Below are 19740 nucleotides of genomic sequence, written 5' to 3'. Positions count from 1 at the left end.
TGCGGATCACGGGCAGCAATGCGCACAGCACCTGCCGTGACAGGACTCTGCCGGGCGCCCGGCAGTGTCCGGCCCGGACTGCCGGACTGCCCGGACGGCGGTGGTCTCAGAGGCGCGGTCGGCGGCTCAGGGCGATGCCGGCGAAGAGGAAGGCGGCGCCGATGATGCCGGCGACGACCGCCGCCGTCGTCCGGGTGGGCTGCTGGCTGGCGTTGAGTACGGCGGTGACCACTCCCATCACGCCGCTGATGTAGCAGAAGATGGTGATGAAGATCTTGATGTTGGGGTTCATGGCGGGCGGTCCGATCAGTGAGTGGCGGGTGCGGTGCCTGCGGCGGTGAAGCCGAGGAGCATGACGTAGGCGTCGGGGTCGTTGCGGAAGCGGTTCCAGCGGTCGGCCGCGAGGGCGAACTCGCTCAGTGAGAGGACGCCGGAGGCCACCAGGGGCTGGAGACGGCCGGGGCCCAGGTGCGGGGCGAAGTCGGCGGTGGGGCGGTCGTCGTTGGTGGTGGCGAACGGGCGCAGGACGACGTCCGTGCAGCCTGCGGTACGGAGCAACCGGGTGAGGCGGCGGCCGATGGTGCGGTCGCCGCCGGCCGACTGCTGGGCTGCCGCCAACTTGCCGTGGATGGAGGCCAGTTCGGGGTAGGCCGGGTCGGCCAGGCCCCAGCACGCGGCGTCCACCTCGGTGATGATCAGCCTGCCGCCGGGGCGCAGGATGCGCAGGGCCTCGGTCAGGGCGGGCAGCGGGTCGGACAGGTGCTGGAGTACGTACCGCAGGAGTACGTAGCCTGCGCAGGCGTCCGGGAGGGGGAGGGCGGTGGCGTCGGCCACCAGGAGTTCGGCTCCGCAGCCCGCCGCGTGGGAGAGGAGGTCGCCGTCGATGTCCACGGCGGTGAGGGGGAGTTCGGGGTGGGCGCTGCGGAGGCGGCGGGTGACGGCGCCCGAACCGGCGCCGACCTCGACCAGGGGGCCGTCGGCGGGGTCCAGGCCCAGGTCGTGCAGGATGCGGAGCTCTTCGGGGAAGGACAGGTCGGCCTGGGCTTCGAGGCGGGCCAGCTCGCCCCGTAGGCCGCCGGAGGTGGTGGCGGCGGGGTCGTAGGAGCCCGCGAGTGGCTGCGGGGAAATGGTGGTCATCGGGGGGTCACCGTCATTCGCATTCCGTGTTTCGGGCGGAGGGTCACCAGGGCTTCGGGTTCCACCGGGAAGCCGGGTTCGAGGGTGAGGTGGACCGACTGGAGCAGGGTGGCCAGCACCAGCGTGGCCTCGACCAGGGCGAAGTGGCGGCCGATGCAGGTGCGTTCGCCGCCGCCGAAGGGGAGGTAGAGGTGGCTGGGCAGCTCCGGGTCGGCGAAGCGGGCCGGTACGTAGTCGTCGGGGCGCTCCCAGTGGTCCGGGTGGCGGTGCAGGACCCACTGGCTCACGCAGACCAGGGCTCCGGCCGGGATCTCGTAACCGCCGATCACGTCGGGCCGGGTGGCCCGCCGGGAGATCAGCCACACCGGCGGGTAGAGCCGCATGGCCTCCTCGATGGCGCGGCGGCAGTGGACGAGGGCGGGGAGGTCGGCGGCGGTGGGGGTGCGGCCCGCCAGTACCTCGTCGAGCTCCGCGTGGATCAGGGCGGCTTCGGCGGGATGCTGGTCGAGGAGGTAGAGCGTCCAGGTCAGCGCCTTGGCGGTGGTTTCGTGACCGGCCATGATCAGGGTGAGGACCTGGTCGCGCAGGTCGATGTCGTCGAGTTCGCCGATCATCGTGTCCATGAGCGTGTCCTGGCCCGCCGCGGCCGGGCCGGTGGTCCGGCGGGAGGCGATCACCGTACGGGCGACGAGCTGGAGGAAGGACCGCGCCTGTACGTATCCCTTGCGGCGCAGGACGGTGTCCTGCGGGTCGGGGTCCGGATCGGGTACGTAGTGGCCCATGAAGCGGTTGGCCGCGTCCACCGCCCGGCCGAAGCCCTCACCCGCCGCCCCCAGGTCCACGCCGAGCACGGCCCGGGTGAGGATCGCCAGGGTGAGGGAGGTGAGGTGGTGGTCCACGGGGAGGGGTGAGCCCGGCTCGGCCGACCGCCAGCGGTCCAGGAGGGCGTGGGTCTCCTCGGTGATGATGCCGTCGAAGGCGGTGACGGCGGTGCGGCGGAACGCCGGTGCGCAGAGCCTGCGTTGGCGCGCCCATTCGGCCCCGTCGCTGGTGAGCAGGCCATTGCCGAGCAGCGGGCGCAGCATCGCGTCGTCCGGGGTGTTCGCCTTGGTGTAGTGGGCGAAGTTGTCCTTGAGGACGTGCTTGGCCAGGTCGGGGCGGTGCAGCAGGTAGATGCGCTCGCCGTCGCCGACGTGGCTGGTGAGGTCGCCGTACTCGCGGTTCATCCGGGTCACGAAGGCCAGCGGGTCGGCGCGCATCGCTGCCATGTCCACGGGGTCTGCGGGCCCCGGCGGCACGGTGGCCGCCGGGGCGGTGGTGGGTGTCATGTGAACCTCCGTGAAGTGCGGGAGCGGTGGGGGCCGCGGCGGCGGAAGCCCGATACGTAGGGCCCCGTACGTAGTCCCGAATCCGCATTGCGTATGCGGCGTAAGTAATTCCGTAATCGTCGGAGAATTGCCGCAACCGCCGTCCAGGCACGTGCCCGGAAGGCGTGTGGCGTGCGAGTATGCCTTTCCCGGCGGGCGTCAACCCGCCAGTAAGTAAAGGTAGTTGGTTCACCGTAACGCTGCTCGGTGTTCTGCTCAATGCTTATTCGGTACGGTCCGGGGCGACGCACAATACGTCAGGCCGGAAGGTTCGGGGATTACGTCTCTTTGCGTCTTGGCCGGGGCGGCGAATTCGTGTGAATCTTTGGTCGTCGCCGGCACAACGACCGAATCGCCATAACCAAGAAACGCCAGACAAGGGAGAGTTCGCATGTCTCTGGACCCCCAGCAGCGGGCAGAATTCGTCAACGCATACACCCGTGTGCTCATCAGCTCCTGGTCCGACGAGGCGTTCGCCGCCCGGCTCCAGTCCGACCCGAAGGCCGCGCTGGCCGAGGCAGGACTTGAGGTTCCCGAGGGCAGTGAGGTCGTCATCGTCACCCAGGCCCCCGAGGGCCACCAGGAGGGCAACCTGGATGTTCAGGTCGGCCTGTGGGAGATCGGTGTGGCCACCGGCCGCTACGAGTTCCACATCCCCGAGACGCCGACCGTCGACGCCGCCGAGCTGAGCGAGGGCGACCTCTCGGACGTCGCCGCAGGCTGCAACTACTGCTGCTGCCCCTGCTGCTGCTGCACCTGAGCAACACCGCAGGCGCACCACATTCCCACTTCGCTGGAGTGATCCATGCCCACTGCGCAGAAGGCGCATCCGGTTTCCGTCCGCGGTCTCGCCAAGCGTTACGGCGACACCTACGCGGTCCGCGATCTCAGTCTCGACATTCACCGGGGTGAGGTATTCGCACTGCTCGGGCCGAACGGCGCGGGCAAGACCACGACCGTCGACATATTGACGGGCGTAAGACGGCGCACCGGCGGAGAAGTGCGGGTCCTCGGCCGTGATCCGGCCGAGGACCGGCGGGAATGGCGGGCGAAAATCGGCGTGGTACCCCAATCGACGGGCGCCTACGTGGATTTGAACGTCCGCGAAGTCGTCGCACATTTCGCGGCGATGTATCCGGCGCCGCTCCCGGTGGGGCAGGTGCTGGACATGGTCGGCCTCGGCCGGCACCACTCCACACCCGCCCTGTCGCTCTCGGGCGGCCAGCAGCGCCGGCTCGACGTGGCCGTCGGCGTGATCGGCGACCCCGAACTGATCTTCCTGGACGAGCCCACCACCGGGCTCGACCCGGTGGCCAGGCGCGAAGCCTGGGACCTGGTCCGCTGGTTCGCCGACCGGGGCCGTACCACCGTCCTCACCACCCACTACCTCGACGAGGCCGAGGAGCTCGCCCAGCGGGCCGGCGTCATCGTCGGCGGGCGGCTCGTCGAATGCGGTACGCCCGCGGAGCTCGGCGGGCGGGACACCACCCCGGCGAGCATTGCCTTCCGCCGCTGCCACCGGCTGGAGGGCCGGGCGCTGCCCGGTGAACTGCCCGCCGGTACCGGGGTGGAGGAGAAGGGCAGCGTCGTGACCCTCCGAACTTCCCTTCCCATGCGGGTACTTGAAGTCCTGCTGCCCTGGGCGCGGGAGGCGGGGGTGGCCGAGCTCGCCGAACTGAGGGTGCACCGGCCCACCCTCGAAGAGATCTACCTCGACCTCATCGCGCGGGAGGCAGCCGTATGTCCCTGACCAGAGCCGACCGGCTGCGCGAGACCTCCAGGGCTCCCGCGGCGGTCGCACCATCACCTGCCGGCCTTGGCCCGGCGCCCGGACTGCTGCGGGCGAGCGCGGCCCGTTCCTCGGTCGAGCTCAAGGCGTTCTTCCGCAACAAACAGTCGCTGGTCTTCACCCTCTTCTTCCCGGTGATCCTGCTGGTCGTGTTCGGTTCGATCTTCTCCGGGAAGGTCGAGGGCACCGACACCGACTTCCGGCAGGTGTTCATGGCCGGGGTGGTCGCGGCGGGCGTGATGAGCACCGCGTTCTCCGGGCTCGCCATCAGCGTCGCCATCGAGCGGGACAACGGCACCGTCCGGCGTCTCGCCCTCACCCCCATGCCCAAGGCCGCGTACTTCCTCGGCAAGCTGGCGCGGGTGGTGGTGACCACCGTGCTGGAGACCGTGCTGCTCATCGGGATCGCGGTGCTGGCCTTCGACCTGCCGCTGCCTTCGACCCCGGGGCGCTGGTTCACGCTCGCCTGGTGCCTCACCCTCGGCACCGCCGCTTGTGCGCTGGCGGGGGTCGCCTACAGCGCGGTGATTCCCAACAGCCGGTCGGCGTCCGCGATCGTGACGCCGGTCTTCATGGTCCTGCAGTTCATCTCCGGGGTGTTCTTCCCGTTCCACCAGCTGCCGCTGTGGATGCAGAACACCGCCGCCCTGTTCCCCGTGAAGTGGATGGCGCAGGGCTTCCGTTCGGTGTTCCTGCCCGACTCCTTCACCGCGGTGGAGCCCGCCGGTTCCTGGGAGCTGGGGCGCATCGCCCTGATCCTCGCCCTGTGGGCGGCCGGCGGTCTCGTCGCGACCGTACTCACCTTCGGCTGGCGCGGCCCGCGCGTGCGGTGAGGGGATCTTCGGGCCGGTGCGCGTCGTGCGGGTGCGTCGCGGCCGGCGTTGTGCGCAGTTCCCCGCGCCCCTGAAAGGGCACGTTCACCGGCCCCAGGAAAGGACCGTAAACCGTGACCACCGCTGCCCGGCTGCCCGCCGGCATCGCCCACCCGTTCTCCCCGGCCGGACGCGTCGACCCCTACCCAGCGTACACCTGGCTGCGTACGCACGATCCCGTGCACCGGGATCCGATGACCGGCATGTGGCTGGTCACCGGGTACGCCGACTGCGTCGCGCTGCTGAAGGACCCGGCGTTCTCGGCCGCCGCGGGGCAGCGCGAGCGTGCCAGGGACGACGATCTGCCGGTCTCGATGCTCACCTCGGACGGCGCCGATCACGCCCGGCTGCGGGCCCCCGGTGCCCGGCTCCTCGGACCCGCGGCCATGGCGTCGATCGCCGGCGGTCTCGCCCGCGACGCGGACGCCCTGCTGGAGCGGGCCGGTGAGCGGGGCGTACTCACCGATGCGGTGGAGCAGCTCGGAACTCCCCTTGCCACGGCGGTACTTGCCCGGCTGTTCGGGCTGCGGGAGGAACAGCGCGCACCGTTCCAGGAGCTCGCGCGCGCGGTGGCGGTCAACCTCGACCCGCTCGCCCCGCCGCCGCTCGCCCGGCTCGGACGGGCCGCGATGGGGGAGCTGACCCGGTACCTGGACGCCCACGTGGACCAGGCGCTGCCCAGCCCGCTGCGGGACTTCGCGGCCGACGGGCGGCTCAGCAGGCAGGAGATGCTCGGCGTGCTCGGGCTCTCCGTCGTCGGCGGCTGGCAGCCGCTCGCGGAGTCCATTGGCAACGCCCTGTACTGGCTGCTGCCCCGCCCCGAGGCGCGCGAAGCGCTGCGTACGGCAGGCGGGGAAGCCGGGGCCGGTGAAGCTACGGCCGACGAGGCGGCGGCCGGCGAAGCGGCGGAGACGGCCATGGACGAACTCCTCCGGCTCGAAGCGCCCATCCCGTTCACCGCCCGCGTCACCGTCCGCGACGCGGATCTGCCCGGCGGGCGGATACCCGCCGGGTCACGCGTGCTGGCCGTGCTCGCCGCCGCCAACCGCGACCCCGCCGTCTTCACCGACCCCGACCGACTGGTCTGGGACCGCAGTCCCAACCCGCACCTGGCCTTCGGCGGCGGCCCGCACTTCTGCCTCGCCGCCCGCCTGGTGCGGCAGTCGGGCGCGGTGCTGCTCACCCGTCTCGTACGGAGGTTCCCGGCGGCGGCACTGTCCGATCCGGAGCCGCGCTGGGCCGCGACCCTGATCCCCCGGCGGCTGACCTCGCTCGGGGTCGAACTGCACGGCGCCGGTTCGGAGTCCCACGAGCCTGCGGAGGCCGCCCGTGCCTGAGGTGATCGTGGTCGGCGCCGGGGTCGCCGGGCTCGCCTGCGCGGCCGACCTGGACCGGGCCGGTGTCGACGTACTCGTCCTGGAGGCCCGCGAGAGGATCGGCGGGCGCGTCCTCACCCACCGGCCCGCCGACGGCGGCCCCGCCGTCGAGCTCGGCGCGCAGATCGTGCACGGCGACCGCAATCCGGTCCACACCCTTCTCGGCCCCCTGCCCGCCGCACCCCGCCCGCAGTCCGCGTCCGTGATCCGGGGCCGCATCGCCCGCCCCATGGCGACGCTGGCCCGGGGACCGCACGCCCCCTGGCTGCTTGAGGCGGGCCTCGTACGGTACGAGGGCGAGGAGTCCGGCGGGATCACGGTCGCCGACTGGCTGACCCGCAGCGGTGCGGGTGACGCCGAGCGGGCGACGGCGGGGGAGTGGCTGCGCCAGACGTGGGCCGCCGACCCGGCACGGCTCGACGCGGCGGCAGTCTCGCTGGCGATGCGTCAGGACGGCGCAGGCCGGGGCGAGTTCATCGTGCCCGGCGGACTCGACCGGATCCCCGGCGCACTGGCGGACGGGCTCGAGGTGCGTACCGGCACAGCCGTACACCGCGTCGACGTGGACGCGGGGGAAGTGCGCCTGGCCACCGGGGACGGCACGGCCGCTGCCCGGCAGGTCGTCCTCGCCGTGCCACCGGCCGTGGTGGACAGCGGACTGCTGGAGATCGGCGGACTGGAAGCGGACCGGCGGGAGGCGGCGCGCACCCTGCGCCCCGGCGACGGCTTCGTGGCCGTCGTCACCCTGTCGGCGTCCGCGCCCATGAGCGCCTCGGTGTTCGACGCCGACGGTGTGGGTGGCTTCCTGTCCTGCGTACAGGGGCGTCCCGAGGTGCTGGTGGTCGCCAAGGACACCGCCGCGCAGTACGCACGTACCGCCGCGTCGGGCGGGCAGCTGGCCGGGCTGCTCGCGGTGGCGCTGCCGTGGGCCCGTACCGCACAAGTGACCGCGGTCGAGACCGCCGACTGGGGCGCCGACCCCTTCTCCGGCGGCGCCTTCTGCGCACCGGGGCCCGGTACGGCCGCGGCGGCCCGGTGCTGGGCGCGGCCGACGGACGACGGGCGGCTGTTCTTCACCGGGGAAGCCGCCGTGGCCGGCCGTGCACTGCCCTGGATGCAGGGGGCGATCGCCGACGGTCGGCGAGCCGCCGACGACGTGATGGAGGCAAGAAAGCAGTGGCTGTGAACGTGCACTCGGGCTGGTACCTGGCGGCCTTCACCTCCGAACTCACCGGCGACGTGAGCCCGTTGGACATCGGCACACGACGGCTGACGGCGGTCCTTACCGAGGGTGCCGTGCGTGTCTTCGACGCCGACTGCCCGCACCGGGGCGCCCACCTCGGCCACGGCGGACGCCTGGACGGCGACTGCCTGGTCTGCCCCTTCCACGGGCGGCGCGTGCTGCTCGGCCGGCCCGAGCGGGAGGGGCCGCGGCCCTGGGTGCGCGAGCACGAGGCCGTCGTCTGCGGCCAGGCCCTGTTCGTGCGGCTCACCGACGGGCCCGAGGACGACCGGGGGATGCGTACCGTACTGAAGGAACTGGCGGACAGCCACTCGCTGGTGGCCGCCGTGCACCGGCCGGTCGCCGCCCCCGCCGCGCTCATCGTCGAGAACGCCTTCGACACCGACCACTTCACCGCGCTGCACAAGGTCCACCAGGTGCGGAAGATGCACCACCGGGCGGGCGCCGAGGGGGAGTTGGTGATGGACGGGGAGTTCCCGATGCCCGCCTCGCCGTGGCGCGGTCCTGGGGCGGCGACGCCGGGGCGTGAACCCTATGTGCCGCGCTTCTACGCCAGGGCCTTCAGCCCGGGGGTGGTGATCACCGAGTTCGGGCCGCCGGACGAGGTGCACGTCATCGTCACCGCGGCCGTGCCCACCGCGGACGGCGGGTGCGTCGCGCGGGTCGCCATCGGCGTACGGGAGGGCCGCGAGCGTGCGCTGCCGATGCTGATCAGCGGGAGTGAGCGGGCGCTGGCCGAGGACATCGCGGTGTGGGAACACCTCGCCCCCGGCTCGGAGTTCGGGCCGCTGGGCCCTGACGCTTCGGATGCGGCGGTCGTCGCCTACCGGGAGTTCTGTACGGGCTTCGCGGACCTGGGCGGCCCGGCTACGGCGGCTCCCGCCCGTCCGGCGGCTCCCACCTGTCCGGAGGCGTGATGAGCGGCGACCGGTTCGAGCTCCCGCTGCCCGGCGAGCTCGCCCACATGCGCGACGGGCTGCACATCCGTAGCCACGGCAGCGGCCCGACCGTGCTGTGGGTGCACGGCTACACCATGGACTCCACCCTCTGGCGCCCGCTGTGGGAACTGCTGCCGGGGCTGCACCACGTCGGGGTGGACCTCCCGGGGCACGGCGGCTCGGAGCCCCTGGAGCCGGGGACGACCCTGCCCGCACTCGCCGCACGCGTCCTGGACGTCGCACGCGCCGAGGGCGCCGCACGGCTGGCCGGTCTCTCCTTCGGCTCCACCGTCGTCCTCCAGATGGCCCTGGACGCACCGGACTTGGTGCACAGCATGGTCCTCGGAGCGCCGTCCCCGGCCGGCGGGCCGCCCGACCCCGCGGCCCGCAAGCGCTACATCGAGATGATGATGCTGCGCCGGATGCGCGGAGCCGAGGCGGCCGGGGGGCTGGCCGACCTGTGGATGTCCGCGCCGCCCGACATCTTCCGCGGCACCGAGCGGCATCCGCTGCTGCGGGCCCGTATCCGGTCCGTCGTCGCCCGGCACTCCTGGGCCGAACTGGACAACGGGGCGATGGTCGCACTCAGCGGTCATGTGCACTCTCCCGGCGACCTCGCCCGGATCCGCGCCGACACCTTGGCCCTGACGGGCAGCGCCGACATGCCGGTCTTCCACGCCAACGCCGCACTGCTCGGCGGGGCGGTGCCGCGCTGCCGGACCGGAGTCGTGCCGGACAGCGGACATCTGCCGTTCCTGGAGCGTCCCGAGGAGGTGGCCGGGCCGCTGGCGGCCCAACTCACCAACACGGTAAGGCACTCGGCGTAAAGAATGCACAAAGAATTAACTGACCCACCCTCAAGAACCTTTTCCGTGAAGAACGTTCAGGGCTGTCCGCACACTTGTGCCGATAGGGTGAGGGCCGGTCGATTCGGGGGAGTTGGGGGACGATGCCGATATTCATGCTGGATTTCTTCGGGGTGCTGCTCAATGTGATGGGCGCGGTGGACCTGGCGGATCTGTCCTTCCTCTTCGGACCGCACCTCCGCGAGGAGGCGGGTGTACTCGGCCAGGCCGAACTGACCGTCCGTCTTGCGGCAATCGAAGGGGTGGGCTCGGAAGTGCGGGTCCACGGCGGCGACGGCAGACTGCTGCGGCGGCACGCCTTCCACGGACTCGGCGGGGTTCCGCCACTGCTGCCGCCGTTCGCGGTCCTCGGTGACCGGTTCGGCGTCCTCCAGGCCGTCGTCATGGCCAAGGGGGGCGTGGTCGTCGCCCTTGTCGGGGGCGTGGAGTCACCGCGCAGCGCACTCGCGCTCGCACTGGGCGTGCGGGGCTGGGGCATGGTCTCCGGACAGCGCCTGGTCGTCGACCGCTGCACCGGAGAGACCCTGCCCTTCCAGGTGCCGCTGGAACTGCGCGGCGCCGCCCTGGAATCGGCCCATGCCTCCGGCCTCCAGGAACAGGACCTGCGCACCGTCACCTCGCCGCTGACCGGCTCCTACCTGCAGGTCCGCCCGGAGAGCCTGCTGGAGACCGTCCCGGTCGGAGCGCGGCTCGAACCGGCCAGGATCGTCCGTCTCTGTACCGCAGGAGGCCACCGGGCGAGCCTGGAGGACTGGGGCCGCGCCCCGTCGGTGTGGCCCGCCGACGCCGTCGGGCTCCTCGACGGCAACCCCCGGATGCGGCTGCTGCTGCCCCCGGCCGGAGGGGTCGAGGAAGCCGCCGACCTGCTCGACGTACGCCTGTGTCCGCCGCTCGGCCCACCGCTCGGCCCACCGCTCGGTCAGCCGATCCGTCAGCCGATCCGTCAGCCGCTCCGGAAGGGAACCGCCCCATGCCCCGCAGACTCTCCTACGACGAAGGAACGGCCTGCTGGGTCGACCACGCCGGTGTCGATCCGACGGGAGCCAAGGAGTTCTACGGCCCTCTCCTCGACTGGGAGTTCCGCAGTGAGGGCGGGCGCGGGTACCACCTGATCCTGCGCGGCGGCGAGATCGTCGGCGGCCTCGGACCCAGCCCGATGGGCCCCGGTTACGGGTCCTCGTGGACGGTCTACCTGGCCGCGAAGGACCTCGCGCACACCCAGCGCCGCGCCGAGGAGCACGGCGCCCGCTTCACGGTCAGCGGCGTACCGGCCGGCGCCAACGGGAGGTTCAGCCTCGGCATCGACCCGCGGGGCGCCGCCTTCGGTCTCTGGGAGGGGCGCCACGACGAAGGAGTGGTGCTCGTCGACGAACCGGGCGCCCTCGTCGACGCGGTGCTGCACAGCGCGCAGCCCCGTACCCAGGAGGCCTTCTACCAGGGCGTGTTCGGCACGCCGGTCAGTGGCGAGGTGGCGCACCCGGTCACCAGTGAGGCGCACCCGGTCACCCGGTGGGTGCCCTGCTTCGGGGTCGCCGACCGCCCCGCGTTCGAGGCACGCGCGCGGGCGGCCGGCGGCGAGGTGCTGGCGCCGGGGCTGCTGAGCGACCCGTGGGGCTCGGTCTTCGGCGTACGCAATGCCGCCGCCGATTCCCCCGGTACGTAATCCGCAGTCTGCGTATCTTCCGCTGTTCTCTCCCATTCCCTTTCCGTGGAAGGGTTTCCACCGGACGACCCGAACTCGGAAGAAATGGGAATGCCATGGGGCCCAAGGTAGTCGTGATTGGTGGCGGACCGGCGGGATCGATCGCCGCGGCATTGCTGGCCCGGCAGGGAGCGCGCGTCAAGGTTCTGGAACGCGCGCATTTCCCGCGCTATCACATCGGTGAATCCGTGGCGACGTCCTGCCGGTCCATCATCGAACTCGCCGGGGCCCTGGAGAAGGTCTCCGAGCGCGGGTACCAGGTGAAGGAAGGGCTGCTGCTGCGCTGGGGCGGCGAGCAGGACTGGGTGGTCGACTGGCCGGAGATATTCGGCACCGGCGCCCAGACCTCCTGGCAGGTGGACCGTGCCGACTTTGACGACGTACTGCTCAAGCACGCCGCGTCGCAGGGGGCCGAGGTGGTCGAAGGTGCCCAGGTGCGCAAGGTGCTCTTCGAGGACGGGCGTGCGGTCGGCGTCGAATGGGACCGGCAGGGCACCACCCTCACCGAGCACGCCGACTACGTCATCGACGCCTCGGGCCGGGCCGGGCTGCTCTCCGCCAAGCACTTCCACGACCGCGTCCCGCACGACGTGTTCCGCAACGTCGCCGTATGGGGCTATTACCAGGGAGGTTCGCTCCTCCCACGGACTCCGCGCGGCGGCATCAACGTCATTTCCTCGCCCGAGGGCTGGTACTGGGTGATTCCGCTGAAGGACGACGAATTCAGCGTCGGCTTCGTCACCCACCAGGACCATTTCCTGCGCCGCAAGCAGAAGTACCCCGACATGGAACAGCTCTTCCTGGAAACGGTGCAGGAATCCGAGACGGTACGTGACCTGGTCGCGCCGGGCACGTACCGGCCGGGGGTGCGGGTCGAGCAGGACTTCAGTTACGCGGCCGAGAGCTTCTGCGGCCCCGGCTACTTCCTGACCGGCGACTCCGCCTGCTTCCTCGACCCGCTGCTGTCGACCGGCGTCCACCTCGCCATGTACAGCGGGATGCTCGCCGCCGCGTCGATCCTCTCCGTGCACGACGGGGACGTGGAGGAGACGGAGGCCCGCGCCTTCTTCGAGTCGCTGTACCGCAACGCGTACGGCCGGATGTTCTCGATGGTCGCCGGGTTCTACGAGCAGTACCGCGGCAAGGCCACCTACTTCTGGCTCGCCCAGCGCCTCGCCCGCGGGCGCTACCCGGAGCTGGTCCGCCGCCACGACACCGAGACCCCGTTCCGTTCGGCACCCGACAGCTTGGCCTTCGCGGCGATCACCTCGGGGGCCGCCGACATGGACGACGCGAGCCGGGCCGGCGGCAGCCGCCCGATCAGCGGGCAGGTCCTCGCCGCGCAGGTCGCCCAGCGGGCGATGGAGGGCGACCAGTACGACACCACCACCGGTCTGCATCTGGTGACCGAACCCCGGCTCGGCGTACGCCGCACCCCCCAGCCGGCCGAGAACGCGCCTGCCTGATCCCCCCTCGCGGGCGCACGCGCCGGAGGGCGGACCTTGTCAAAGGTCCGCCCTCCGAGTGCGACTGCCCCTCGCGCGGCTACGCCGTGAGCTCCGTACCCAGCGCCGCGATCAGCTCGTGTCTGCTGCGGATCTTGAGCTTGCGGTAGATGCGGCCCAGGTGGGTGTCGACCGTGCGCTTGCTGAGGAAGAGGTTCTCGGCCACCTCCAGGCTGGAGTGCCCGCGCACCACCAGCTCGACGACCCTGAGCTCCGCCGGGGTGAGCAGGGTCCGGCCGCGCACCGGTCCGCCCGCCGCCTGCGGGGACGGCTGCCCGGCGCCCACGCCGGCGTCGCCGGGGGCGCCGCTCAGGATGGTCACCGCCGCCGCGTGCTCGCCGAGCGCGGCGTACGACTGCGCGGCGTGCGCCCGCCACAGCAGACAGGCCGGGTTGGTGATGCCGCGCAGCGCGAGCCGGTGCCCGCAGTCGAGGAAGAGGCCGACCGCCGCGGCATGGTCGCCGCGGGCCGCGGCCACCATGCCCTGCGCGTGCAGGACCAGCGCCCGGACGAACGGATGGGTGCCGGCGGCCGTCGGCACCCGGCCCAGCGCGGCGCCCGCCTCCTCGGTCCGGTCGAGCTCGATGAGCGCACGGGCCGTACAGGCGAGGGCGGCCGCGGTGAGCGCGGCGGAGTTCAGATCGCGGGCGCGCCGCTCCGCCGCCCGGGAATCGGTCAGCGCGGCGGCGAACTCCCCTTGCCGGTAGGCGGTTTCGGCCCGGACGAGCAGTGCCAGCGGGGCCAGCGCGAAGTCGTCCGAGGCCCGTGCGGTGTCCACGACGCGGTGCGCCAGGGCGCTCGCCCGGTCGAGGTCACCCGTCCAGGCCAGGGCGAGGGCGGCACCGATCAACGCGCCCGTCGAGTGGGTCGCCCGCCGGTCCGCGTCCGGCCGGGCGGCCGCCTCGGCCCGAGCCGCCAGGCGGCGCGCGGTGTCGTGCCGGCCGGTGGCCGCGGCCGCCGCGGCGAGCGCCCCGGCGAAGACGCGGGCCGCCGGGTCTTCGGGGCGGCGGGCCGCCACCCGGGCCGCCTGCCGCAGCCGGGGCCGGTGTCCGGCGAGCAGCGCCTGTGCCGTCAGCCGCAGCAGGTGGTCGGGGGAGACGGCGGGCAGGGCCGCGAGCTCGCCGCAGGCCCGCAGGAAGGGCTGCGCCCCCTCGACCGAGGCGACGAGCGCGGGCGAGGCCAGCGCGACCAGGACGCCGGCCCGCCGGGCGGCGTCCGGCGCGGTGTCGGCGGCGGCCGCGACCTGGCGGGCTGCCCCGTCGAGATCGCAGTGCAGCTCGACCGCCGCCAGCTGGGCCGTCAACTCATGGAACGTTTCCGCAAGATCGGCCTCACCGTCGGGCCGCTCCCGCTCGGGCCGCTCCCGCTCGGGCCGCCCTTCGCCGTGCGCCCCCGCGTCCGCGTCCGACGGCCCCCCGCCCGACGCCCCCGACGCCCCCGCGCCCGACGCCCCCGCCCACGACGCGTCGAGCAGGGCCAGCGCCCGACGGAGGTACCGGGCGGCCGACCGGTGGTCCCCGTCCGCCGCCGCCTGGCCGCCCGCGCTGCGCAGGACGTCAAGACCCCAGTCGCTGCCCGCCTTGAGCAGATGTTCGGCGGTCTGCCGGGCCGGAGCCCCCGCCCGGCACAGCACGGTGGCCGCCCGCGCGTGCAGTTCCAGCCGAGTACGGGCCGGTACGCGCGCGAGCACGGCCGGACGTACGGCAGGGTGCACGAACTCGGCGGCGCCCGCATCCGACCGCAGCAGCCCCGCCCGTACGAGAGAGTCGCGGGCCTGCTGCACATGCGCCTCGCCCCGGTCGGACAGCGCGCCGCACAGCGGGACGTCGGTGCCGGGGCCGAGCACCGCCAGCTGGGTCAGCAGCTCACCGGCCGCCGGATCGTCCTCGTCGAGCCAGGTCAGCGTCGTCGCCGACAGGGCCTGCGCGGCGATCGTCAGCACCTGCTCCGGGTCGGGCGCCCCCGGCTGTACGTGCGCCCGTCTGAGCCGGGACACCAACTCCTGGAGCACCAGCGGGTTTCCGTACGACACGGCATGGCACAGCGCGGCCAGATCCCGGTCCACCGGGGCGTCGAAGGCCTGGTCGACCACGTCCGCGGTGCAGGTCGCGCAGAGCGGCTCGGGCCACAGCCGGTGCAGATAGGGCAGGGATCCCAGCTCCTCGACGACCCGGGGTGCGGCGGTCGGCAGGGTGGCCACCACCAGGACCGGGAGGTCGTCGAGCCGGCGGGCGATGTAGGCGAACCAGCGCAGCGAGGGCGCGTCGGCGTGCACGAGGTCGTCGATGAGGAGGGCGAGCGGCCGGTCCGCGGCCAGGGAGCGGGTGGTGTGCAGCAGGTGAAGGAGGGCCTCCTGGGTGGGCCGGCCCCGGGCGCCGGGAGCCGGCTGCTGTTCCCCGTCCTCGCCGTGCGGGGCCCGGCCGTCCCGGTCCCGGAGCGTCCGGTCGTCGTCGAGCGCCTGGTCGCCGCGGCGCACCGCGCCGTCGAGCACCGGGTCGAAGAGCTGGCGGACCATGCCGTACTCGAAGCCCTGCTCGCTGGGGTGGCAGCGGGCGCGCAGTACCAGGGTGTGGGGCGGCAGCAGGTGGGGCACGGCGCGCAGCAGTGCCGACCGGCCGGTGCCGCGGGCCCCGTGGACCAGGGCGACGGTGGGTCGGCCCGCGGCGAGTTCGGCCATGGATTCACGCAGCTGGGCGGTATCGCGTTCGCGGTGGTGCAGTTCCCCGTTCGGTTCATGCATTGCGCCAATGTGGCAGCAGTGCGGGGGGAGTTCAAGGCTGAAAATGATCCCCGGGGGATTTGCCGGGTGAATCCTTGGACATGGATCACCGTGGGACTACTGCGAATGGAATTGGAATTCCAAATTCCGTTTACCGGTGGGAAGTTGCGGGTCCTGCGCCCCCTCCGATACGTACGTGACCAGCGCGCCGGCGTACGTATCGCACGCCTCCGTACGTACCCGTTGAAGCATTTACCCCAAGACTTCGCCATGTTTGAGTTGCCGCCAAGGTGCCGCTGTCAGCGCGGGACCGGTGAACTGCGGGCCGGAGAACTGGGGGAGTCGATGGAAAAGCCGCGTCTCAAGGCGCATTTCCACGTCGAGGTGACGGAAGGGGAGCGGGTCTTCCTTTATGCGGAGGGCCAGGATTTCCTGGTTCCCGGAAAGGCGGCCGCGGCCGTCGTGCCGTATCTCGACGGACGGCGGACGGTTCTGGAGATCGTCCAGGAACTCGCCGGCACACTGCCCATTCCGGCCGTCTTCGCCGCGATCACCCGCTTCGGGGCCGCCGGACACCTCGCGGACGGCCGCCCGGACCTTCCCGAGGAGACCCTCGCCTACTGGGACGCCCTCGGCATCGACCCCGCGCGCACCCTCGACACCGCGCCGGTCACCGTCTGCGCGGCCGACGGCACCGACCCCAAACCCGTGCTCGACGCCCTGCGCGCGCTCGGCCTGACGGCCCGTACCGGAGCGATGGACACCGTGCCGGAGGAGGGCCTGTCCGTCGTCCTCGTCACGGACTACCTCGACCCGGTCCTGGAGCAGCGCAACGCCGCCCAACTCGCCGCCGGGCAGCCCTGGTTGCTGGCCAGGCTCAGCGGACTCGCCCCGTGGATCGGCCCGTTCCTCAAGCCCGACCACACCGGCTGCTGGTCCTGCCTCGCCCAGCGCCTCACCGGCAACCGCCAGCTGGAGCGCTATCTCGCCACCCGGCGCGGCGAGAGCGTCCCCCGCCACCCGGCCCGCGCGGCACTCGCCTCGGGCGCACTGGCCGCCGCCGGAATCCTGGCCACCGAGGCCGCCATGATCTCCGCCACCGGTGAACCCGCCGCGCTGTGCGGGCAGATGGTGACCCTGGAACTGCCGACCCTGCGCACCGAGACCCACGCGGTCGTACGCCAGCCGCAGTGCCCGTCCTGCGGCGACCCCAAGCTGGTGAGCGAGCGCAGCCCGAAGATCGTGCTGTCCGCGCAGGAGGCGCAGCACACCGGCGACGGCGGCTACCGGGTCGACCGTCCCGAGGACACCCTGGCCCGCCTGGACAAGCACATCAGCCCGTACTTCGGCGCCATCACCCGGCTCGTCTCGCACACCCCCGAGTCCAACACCCTGACCTACAGCTACTCGGCCGGCCACAACTTCGCCATGGTCAACGACAGCATGGATCTGCTGCGCCGCAACCTGCGCGGCCAGAGCGGCGGCAAGGGCCGCAGCGAGATCCAGGCCAAGGTCAGCGCCGTCTGCGAGGCCATCGAGCGCTACTCGGGCGTGTGGCGCGGCGACGAGGCCGTACGCCGGGCCGCCTACCGCGACCTGGACCCGGCGCTCGCGGTCCACCCGCGCAGCCTGCTGCACTTCTCCGACGGCCAGCTGGCCGGCCGCGAGACCTGGAACCAGGACCCCGCCAACCGGCTGCACAAGGTGCCCGACCCCTTCGACGAGAGCGCCCCGGTCGACTGGGCGCGGGGCTGGTCCCTCACCCACGACGAGGAGCGGCTCCTTCCGGCCGCGTACTCCTGGTACGGACACCCCGACCTCGACGACCACTTCTTCTGCATCTCCGACTCCAACGGCAGCGCCGCCGGCAACACCCTGGAAGAAGCGATCCTGCAGGGCCTGTGCGAGCTGACCGAGCGCGACGCGGTCGCCCTCTGGTGGTACAACCGGCTACGCCGCCCGGCCTTCGACATGGACTCCCTCGACGACCCGTACGTGGACCAACTGCGGTCGTACTACGACGCGATGGACCGCGACCTGTGGATGATCGACATCAGCTTCGACCTGGGAATGCCGGTGTACGTCGCCGCGTCCCGACGCCGGCACAGCGTCGAGGACATCATGGTCGGCTTCGGCGCGCACCCCGATCCCCGGATCGCGGCCTTCCGGGCGCTCACCGAGCTCAACCAGTTCCTGCCGATGATCGAACAGCGCGACGAGAACGGCGACACCGCCTATCTGGTCGACGACCTGGAGACCCTGACCTGGCTCAAGAAGGCCACGGTCGCGCAGGAGCCGTGGCTGCTGCCCGACCCGGATCAGCCCGCGACCGTGGTCGGCCCGCAGGCAGGCTTCGACCTCTCGGCGCGGATCCGCGACCAGGTGGACCGGATCCGGGAGGCCGGTTCCGAGGTGATCGTCCTCGACCAGACGCGCCCCGACCTGGAGCTGAACGTGGTCAAGGTGATCGCCCCCGGCCTGCGGCACTTCTGGCGGCGGCTGGGCGAGGGACGGCTGTACGACGCTCCCGTACGCCTCGGTCTGCTCGAACAGCCCACCGCGGAAGCCGACTTGAACAGCTGGAACGTCTTCTTCTGACCGTCGCCTCCGCATTTCGTCTCGTCGCGTCGCACGGGCGGGCCACGGCACTGCCGCGGCCCGCCTCCTCTCAGGGCGGGGAAGCCATGACCACCACAGCACCAGCACAGACGACCGCGACCTGCCTCGCGACGTACCGGCTGATCCCCGGTACGACTCTCGACGAGCAGGTCCTCACCACCCGCTTCGGCGAACTGCGCCTCAAAGGCCTGACGCCGGGCGCACTGGCCGCACTGCGCGCACTCGCCGGGGGAGACCTCACCGAGGCGCGGACCAGCGCACTGGTCGTCGCACAGGACGGCGAAATGGGCCTGCTGCGCTGGCAGATGCTGCGGGCGAGGCTCGACTCGATGGGCCTGTTCGAGCATGCGGTGTACGGGGTTCAGGGGGGCGAGCACGCGGTGTACGGGACACCGGGGGGCGAGCCCGCGGCCGGGGCCGAGCACGCGCGGTACGAGGGTCCCGCAGGTGTCCCGCACGGCCCCGAGGGTCCCGCAGACGCCCCGCCCGGCGGACCCCTCCTCGCCCGCCTCACCTCCGTCGGCCGGGGCAGCACCGCCCTCAAGCCCACCCCCACCGGCCCGGCCCGCCTCACCCGTCACGCGGTGATCCGCCCCGCCGAAGGCGGCCTCGCCCTCCAGGCCCCGGCCAGCCCCCTCTCCGTACAACTCACCGACGAAGCAGCCCCGTTCCTCGCCCGGCTGAGCAGCTGGACCGACCGCGTCCCCACCCCCGTACTGCGCCTCCTGGCCACCGCGGGGGCCCTCGCACCGGGCGGCCCCGACGACGACCCGGAGTCCGAGTCGCGCGGCAGCCTCCAGTGGGACCCGGTCGACCTCGCCTTCCACACCCGTACGAGAATTCCGGCCTCGGCCCCCGGATACGGCGGCACGTACCGGCACGCCGACCGCTTCGAGCCGCTGCCCGTCGCCGTACCGCCTGGCGAAGGGCGGCGGGTGCCCCTGCCGGTGCCCGACCTCGACGTGATCGCGGCCAAGGACCCGTCCCTCACCCAGGTGCTGGAGGAACGCTCCTCGATACGGGAGCACGACGCCGACGCCCCGCTGACCCTCGCCCGGCTCGGCGAACTCCTCTACCGCACCGTGCGCATCCGCTCCACGTTCACCGGCAGCGACGGCCAGGAGCTGGCCGACCGGCCGGTGCCCGCCGGGGGTTCGCTGCACGAGCTGGACGTCTATCCGCTGGTGTCGCACGTCGACGGCCTGGAGCCGGGCCTCTACCGCTACGCGTCCGACCGGCACGAGCTCGAACTGGTCGCCGCCGCAGGGCCGTTGACCGCGCCCCTGGTCAAGGAGGCCAGGGACGCCGCCATGATGGCCGCCGACCCCCAGGTCGTCCTGCTGGTCGCGGCCCGCTTCGGCCGGGTGATGTGGAAGTACGAGACGGTCGCCTACCCCCTGATCCTCAAGCACGTCGGCGTGCTCTACCAGACGTTCTACCTGGTGGGCACGGCGATGGGGCTGGCCGTGTGCGGTCTTGGCGGCGGGGACACGTCCGCGTTCGCCGCCGCCACCGGACACGACCCGCTCATGGAGGGCACCGTCGGCGAACTCGTGGTGGGCAGCCGTCCGCAGAGCCCCGCCGCAGGCGACTGAGCCGACACCGAA

At 72.5% G+C, this 19740-nt stretch carries 15 protein-coding genes; 11 read left to right on the top strand and 4 right to left on the bottom strand.

Going from position 1 to position 19740, the window contains the following annotated elements:
- Positions 1 to 106 precede the first annotated feature (106 nt).
- From AB0D18_RS29080 to AB0D18_RS29070, 3 genes are read right to left on the bottom strand one after another with little or no spacing between them, the layout of a single operon-like run.
- On the bottom strand, positions 107 to 292 hold the full coding sequence (locus AB0D18_RS29080) for a hypothetical protein (RefSeq protein ID WP_362424862.1): 186 nt from the start codon (positions 290 to 292) through the stop codon (positions 107 to 109).
- A 14-nt stretch (positions 293 to 306) separates the two neighbouring features.
- Positions 307 to 1137: a methyltransferase domain-containing protein gene (locus tag AB0D18_RS29075; protein WP_362424859.1), complete on the bottom strand. Its 831-nt coding sequence runs from the start codon at positions 1135 to 1137 to the stop codon at positions 307 to 309.
- The gene (locus AB0D18_RS29070; RefSeq protein ID WP_362424856.1) at positions 1134 to 2465 is read right to left on the bottom strand and encodes a cytochrome P450; all 1332 of its coding nucleotides are present in this window, start codon (positions 2463 to 2465) and stop codon (positions 1134 to 1136) included. Before AB0D18_RS29070 ends, AB0D18_RS29075 begins: the two co-directional genes overlap by 4 nt.
- A gap of 430 nt (positions 2466 to 2895) precedes the next feature.
- Between AB0D18_RS29070 and AB0D18_RS29065 the strand changes: the two genes are divergently transcribed.
- The 9 genes from AB0D18_RS29065 to AB0D18_RS29025 all read left to right on the top strand — a co-directional run bounded on the left by AB0D18_RS29065 (position 2896) and on the right by AB0D18_RS29025 (position 12756).
- Positions 2896 to 3264 (top strand): hypothetical protein, encoded by a 369-nt coding sequence (locus tag AB0D18_RS29065; RefSeq protein ID WP_362424853.1) that lies wholly within the window; start codon positions 2896 to 2898, stop codon positions 3262 to 3264.
- Positions 3265 to 3309: 45 nt separating this feature from the next.
- Positions 3310 to 4254: an ABC transporter ATP-binding protein gene (locus AB0D18_RS29060; protein WP_362424850.1), complete on the top strand. Its 945-nt coding sequence runs from the start codon at positions 3310 to 3312 to the stop codon at positions 4252 to 4254.
- Complete coding sequence (locus tag AB0D18_RS29055; protein ID WP_362424847.1) at positions 4245 to 5126, top strand: ABC transporter permease; 882 nt, start codon at positions 4245 to 4247, stop codon at positions 5124 to 5126. Before AB0D18_RS29060 ends, AB0D18_RS29055 begins: the two co-directional genes overlap by 10 nt.
- Before the next feature lie 113 nt (positions 5127 to 5239).
- The gene (locus AB0D18_RS29050; RefSeq protein WP_362424844.1) at positions 5240 to 6502 is read left to right on the top strand and encodes a cytochrome P450; all 1263 of its coding nucleotides are present in this window, start codon (positions 5240 to 5242) and stop codon (positions 6500 to 6502) included.
- Positions 6495 to 7727 carry an FAD-dependent oxidoreductase gene (locus AB0D18_RS29045; protein ID WP_362424841.1) on the top strand — a complete coding sequence of 411 codons (1233 nt, stop codon included), beginning with the start codon at positions 6495 to 6497 and terminating at the stop codon, positions 7725 to 7727. Before AB0D18_RS29050 ends, AB0D18_RS29045 begins: the two co-directional genes overlap by 8 nt.
- Positions 7718 to 8701, top strand: coding sequence for a Rieske 2Fe-2S domain-containing protein (locus tag AB0D18_RS29040; protein WP_362424838.1), 984 nt, complete (start codon positions 7718 to 7720; stop codon positions 8699 to 8701). The genes AB0D18_RS29045 and AB0D18_RS29040 overlap by 10 nt, the downstream gene beginning before the upstream one ends.
- On the top strand, positions 8701 to 9549 hold the full coding sequence (locus AB0D18_RS29035) for an alpha/beta hydrolase (protein WP_362424835.1): 849 nt from the start codon (positions 8701 to 8703) through the stop codon (positions 9547 to 9549). Before AB0D18_RS29040 ends, AB0D18_RS29035 begins: the two co-directional genes overlap by 1 nt.
- A gap of 122 nt (positions 9550 to 9671) precedes the next feature.
- Positions 9672 to 10700: a hypothetical protein gene (locus AB0D18_RS29030; protein ID WP_362424832.1), complete on the top strand. Its 1029-nt coding sequence runs from the start codon at positions 9672 to 9674 to the stop codon at positions 10698 to 10700.
- Positions 10701 to 11346: 646 nt separating this feature from the next.
- Positions 11347 to 12756 (top strand): NAD(P)/FAD-dependent oxidoreductase, encoded by a 1410-nt coding sequence (locus tag AB0D18_RS29025; protein WP_362424829.1) that lies wholly within the window; start codon positions 11347 to 11349, stop codon positions 12754 to 12756.
- Between the two features lie 79 nt (positions 12757 to 12835).
- On the opposite strand, the gene AB0D18_RS29020 is transcribed toward AB0D18_RS29025, so the two are convergent.
- Positions 12836 to 15535 carry an AAA family ATPase gene (locus tag AB0D18_RS29020; protein WP_362424826.1) on the bottom strand — a complete coding sequence of 900 codons (2700 nt, stop codon included), beginning with the start codon at positions 15533 to 15535 and terminating at the stop codon, positions 12836 to 12838.
- Positions 15536 to 15859: 324 nt separating this feature from the next.
- Between AB0D18_RS29020 and AB0D18_RS29015 the strand changes: the two genes are divergently transcribed.
- Entirely contained in the window at positions 15860 to 18112 is a 2253-nt protein-coding gene (locus AB0D18_RS29015) for a TOMM precursor leader peptide-binding protein (RefSeq protein WP_362424823.1), read from the top strand.
- A gap of 86 nt (positions 18113 to 18198) precedes the next feature.
- Positions 18199 to 19728, top strand: a complete 1530-nt coding sequence (locus tag AB0D18_RS29010; RefSeq protein WP_362424820.1) for a SagB family peptide dehydrogenase — start codon at positions 18199 to 18201, stop codon at positions 19726 to 19728.
- Positions 19729 to 19740 lie beyond the last annotated feature (12 nt).

Source organism: Streptomyces sp. NPDC048442 (genome assembly GCF_040651475.1).
Taxonomy (GTDB): Bacteria; Actinomycetota; Actinomycetes; order Streptomycetales; family Streptomycetaceae; genus Streptomyces.
Note: the sequence above shows the minus strand (reverse complement) of the source record. Positions and strands in the feature narration are given on the sequence as shown.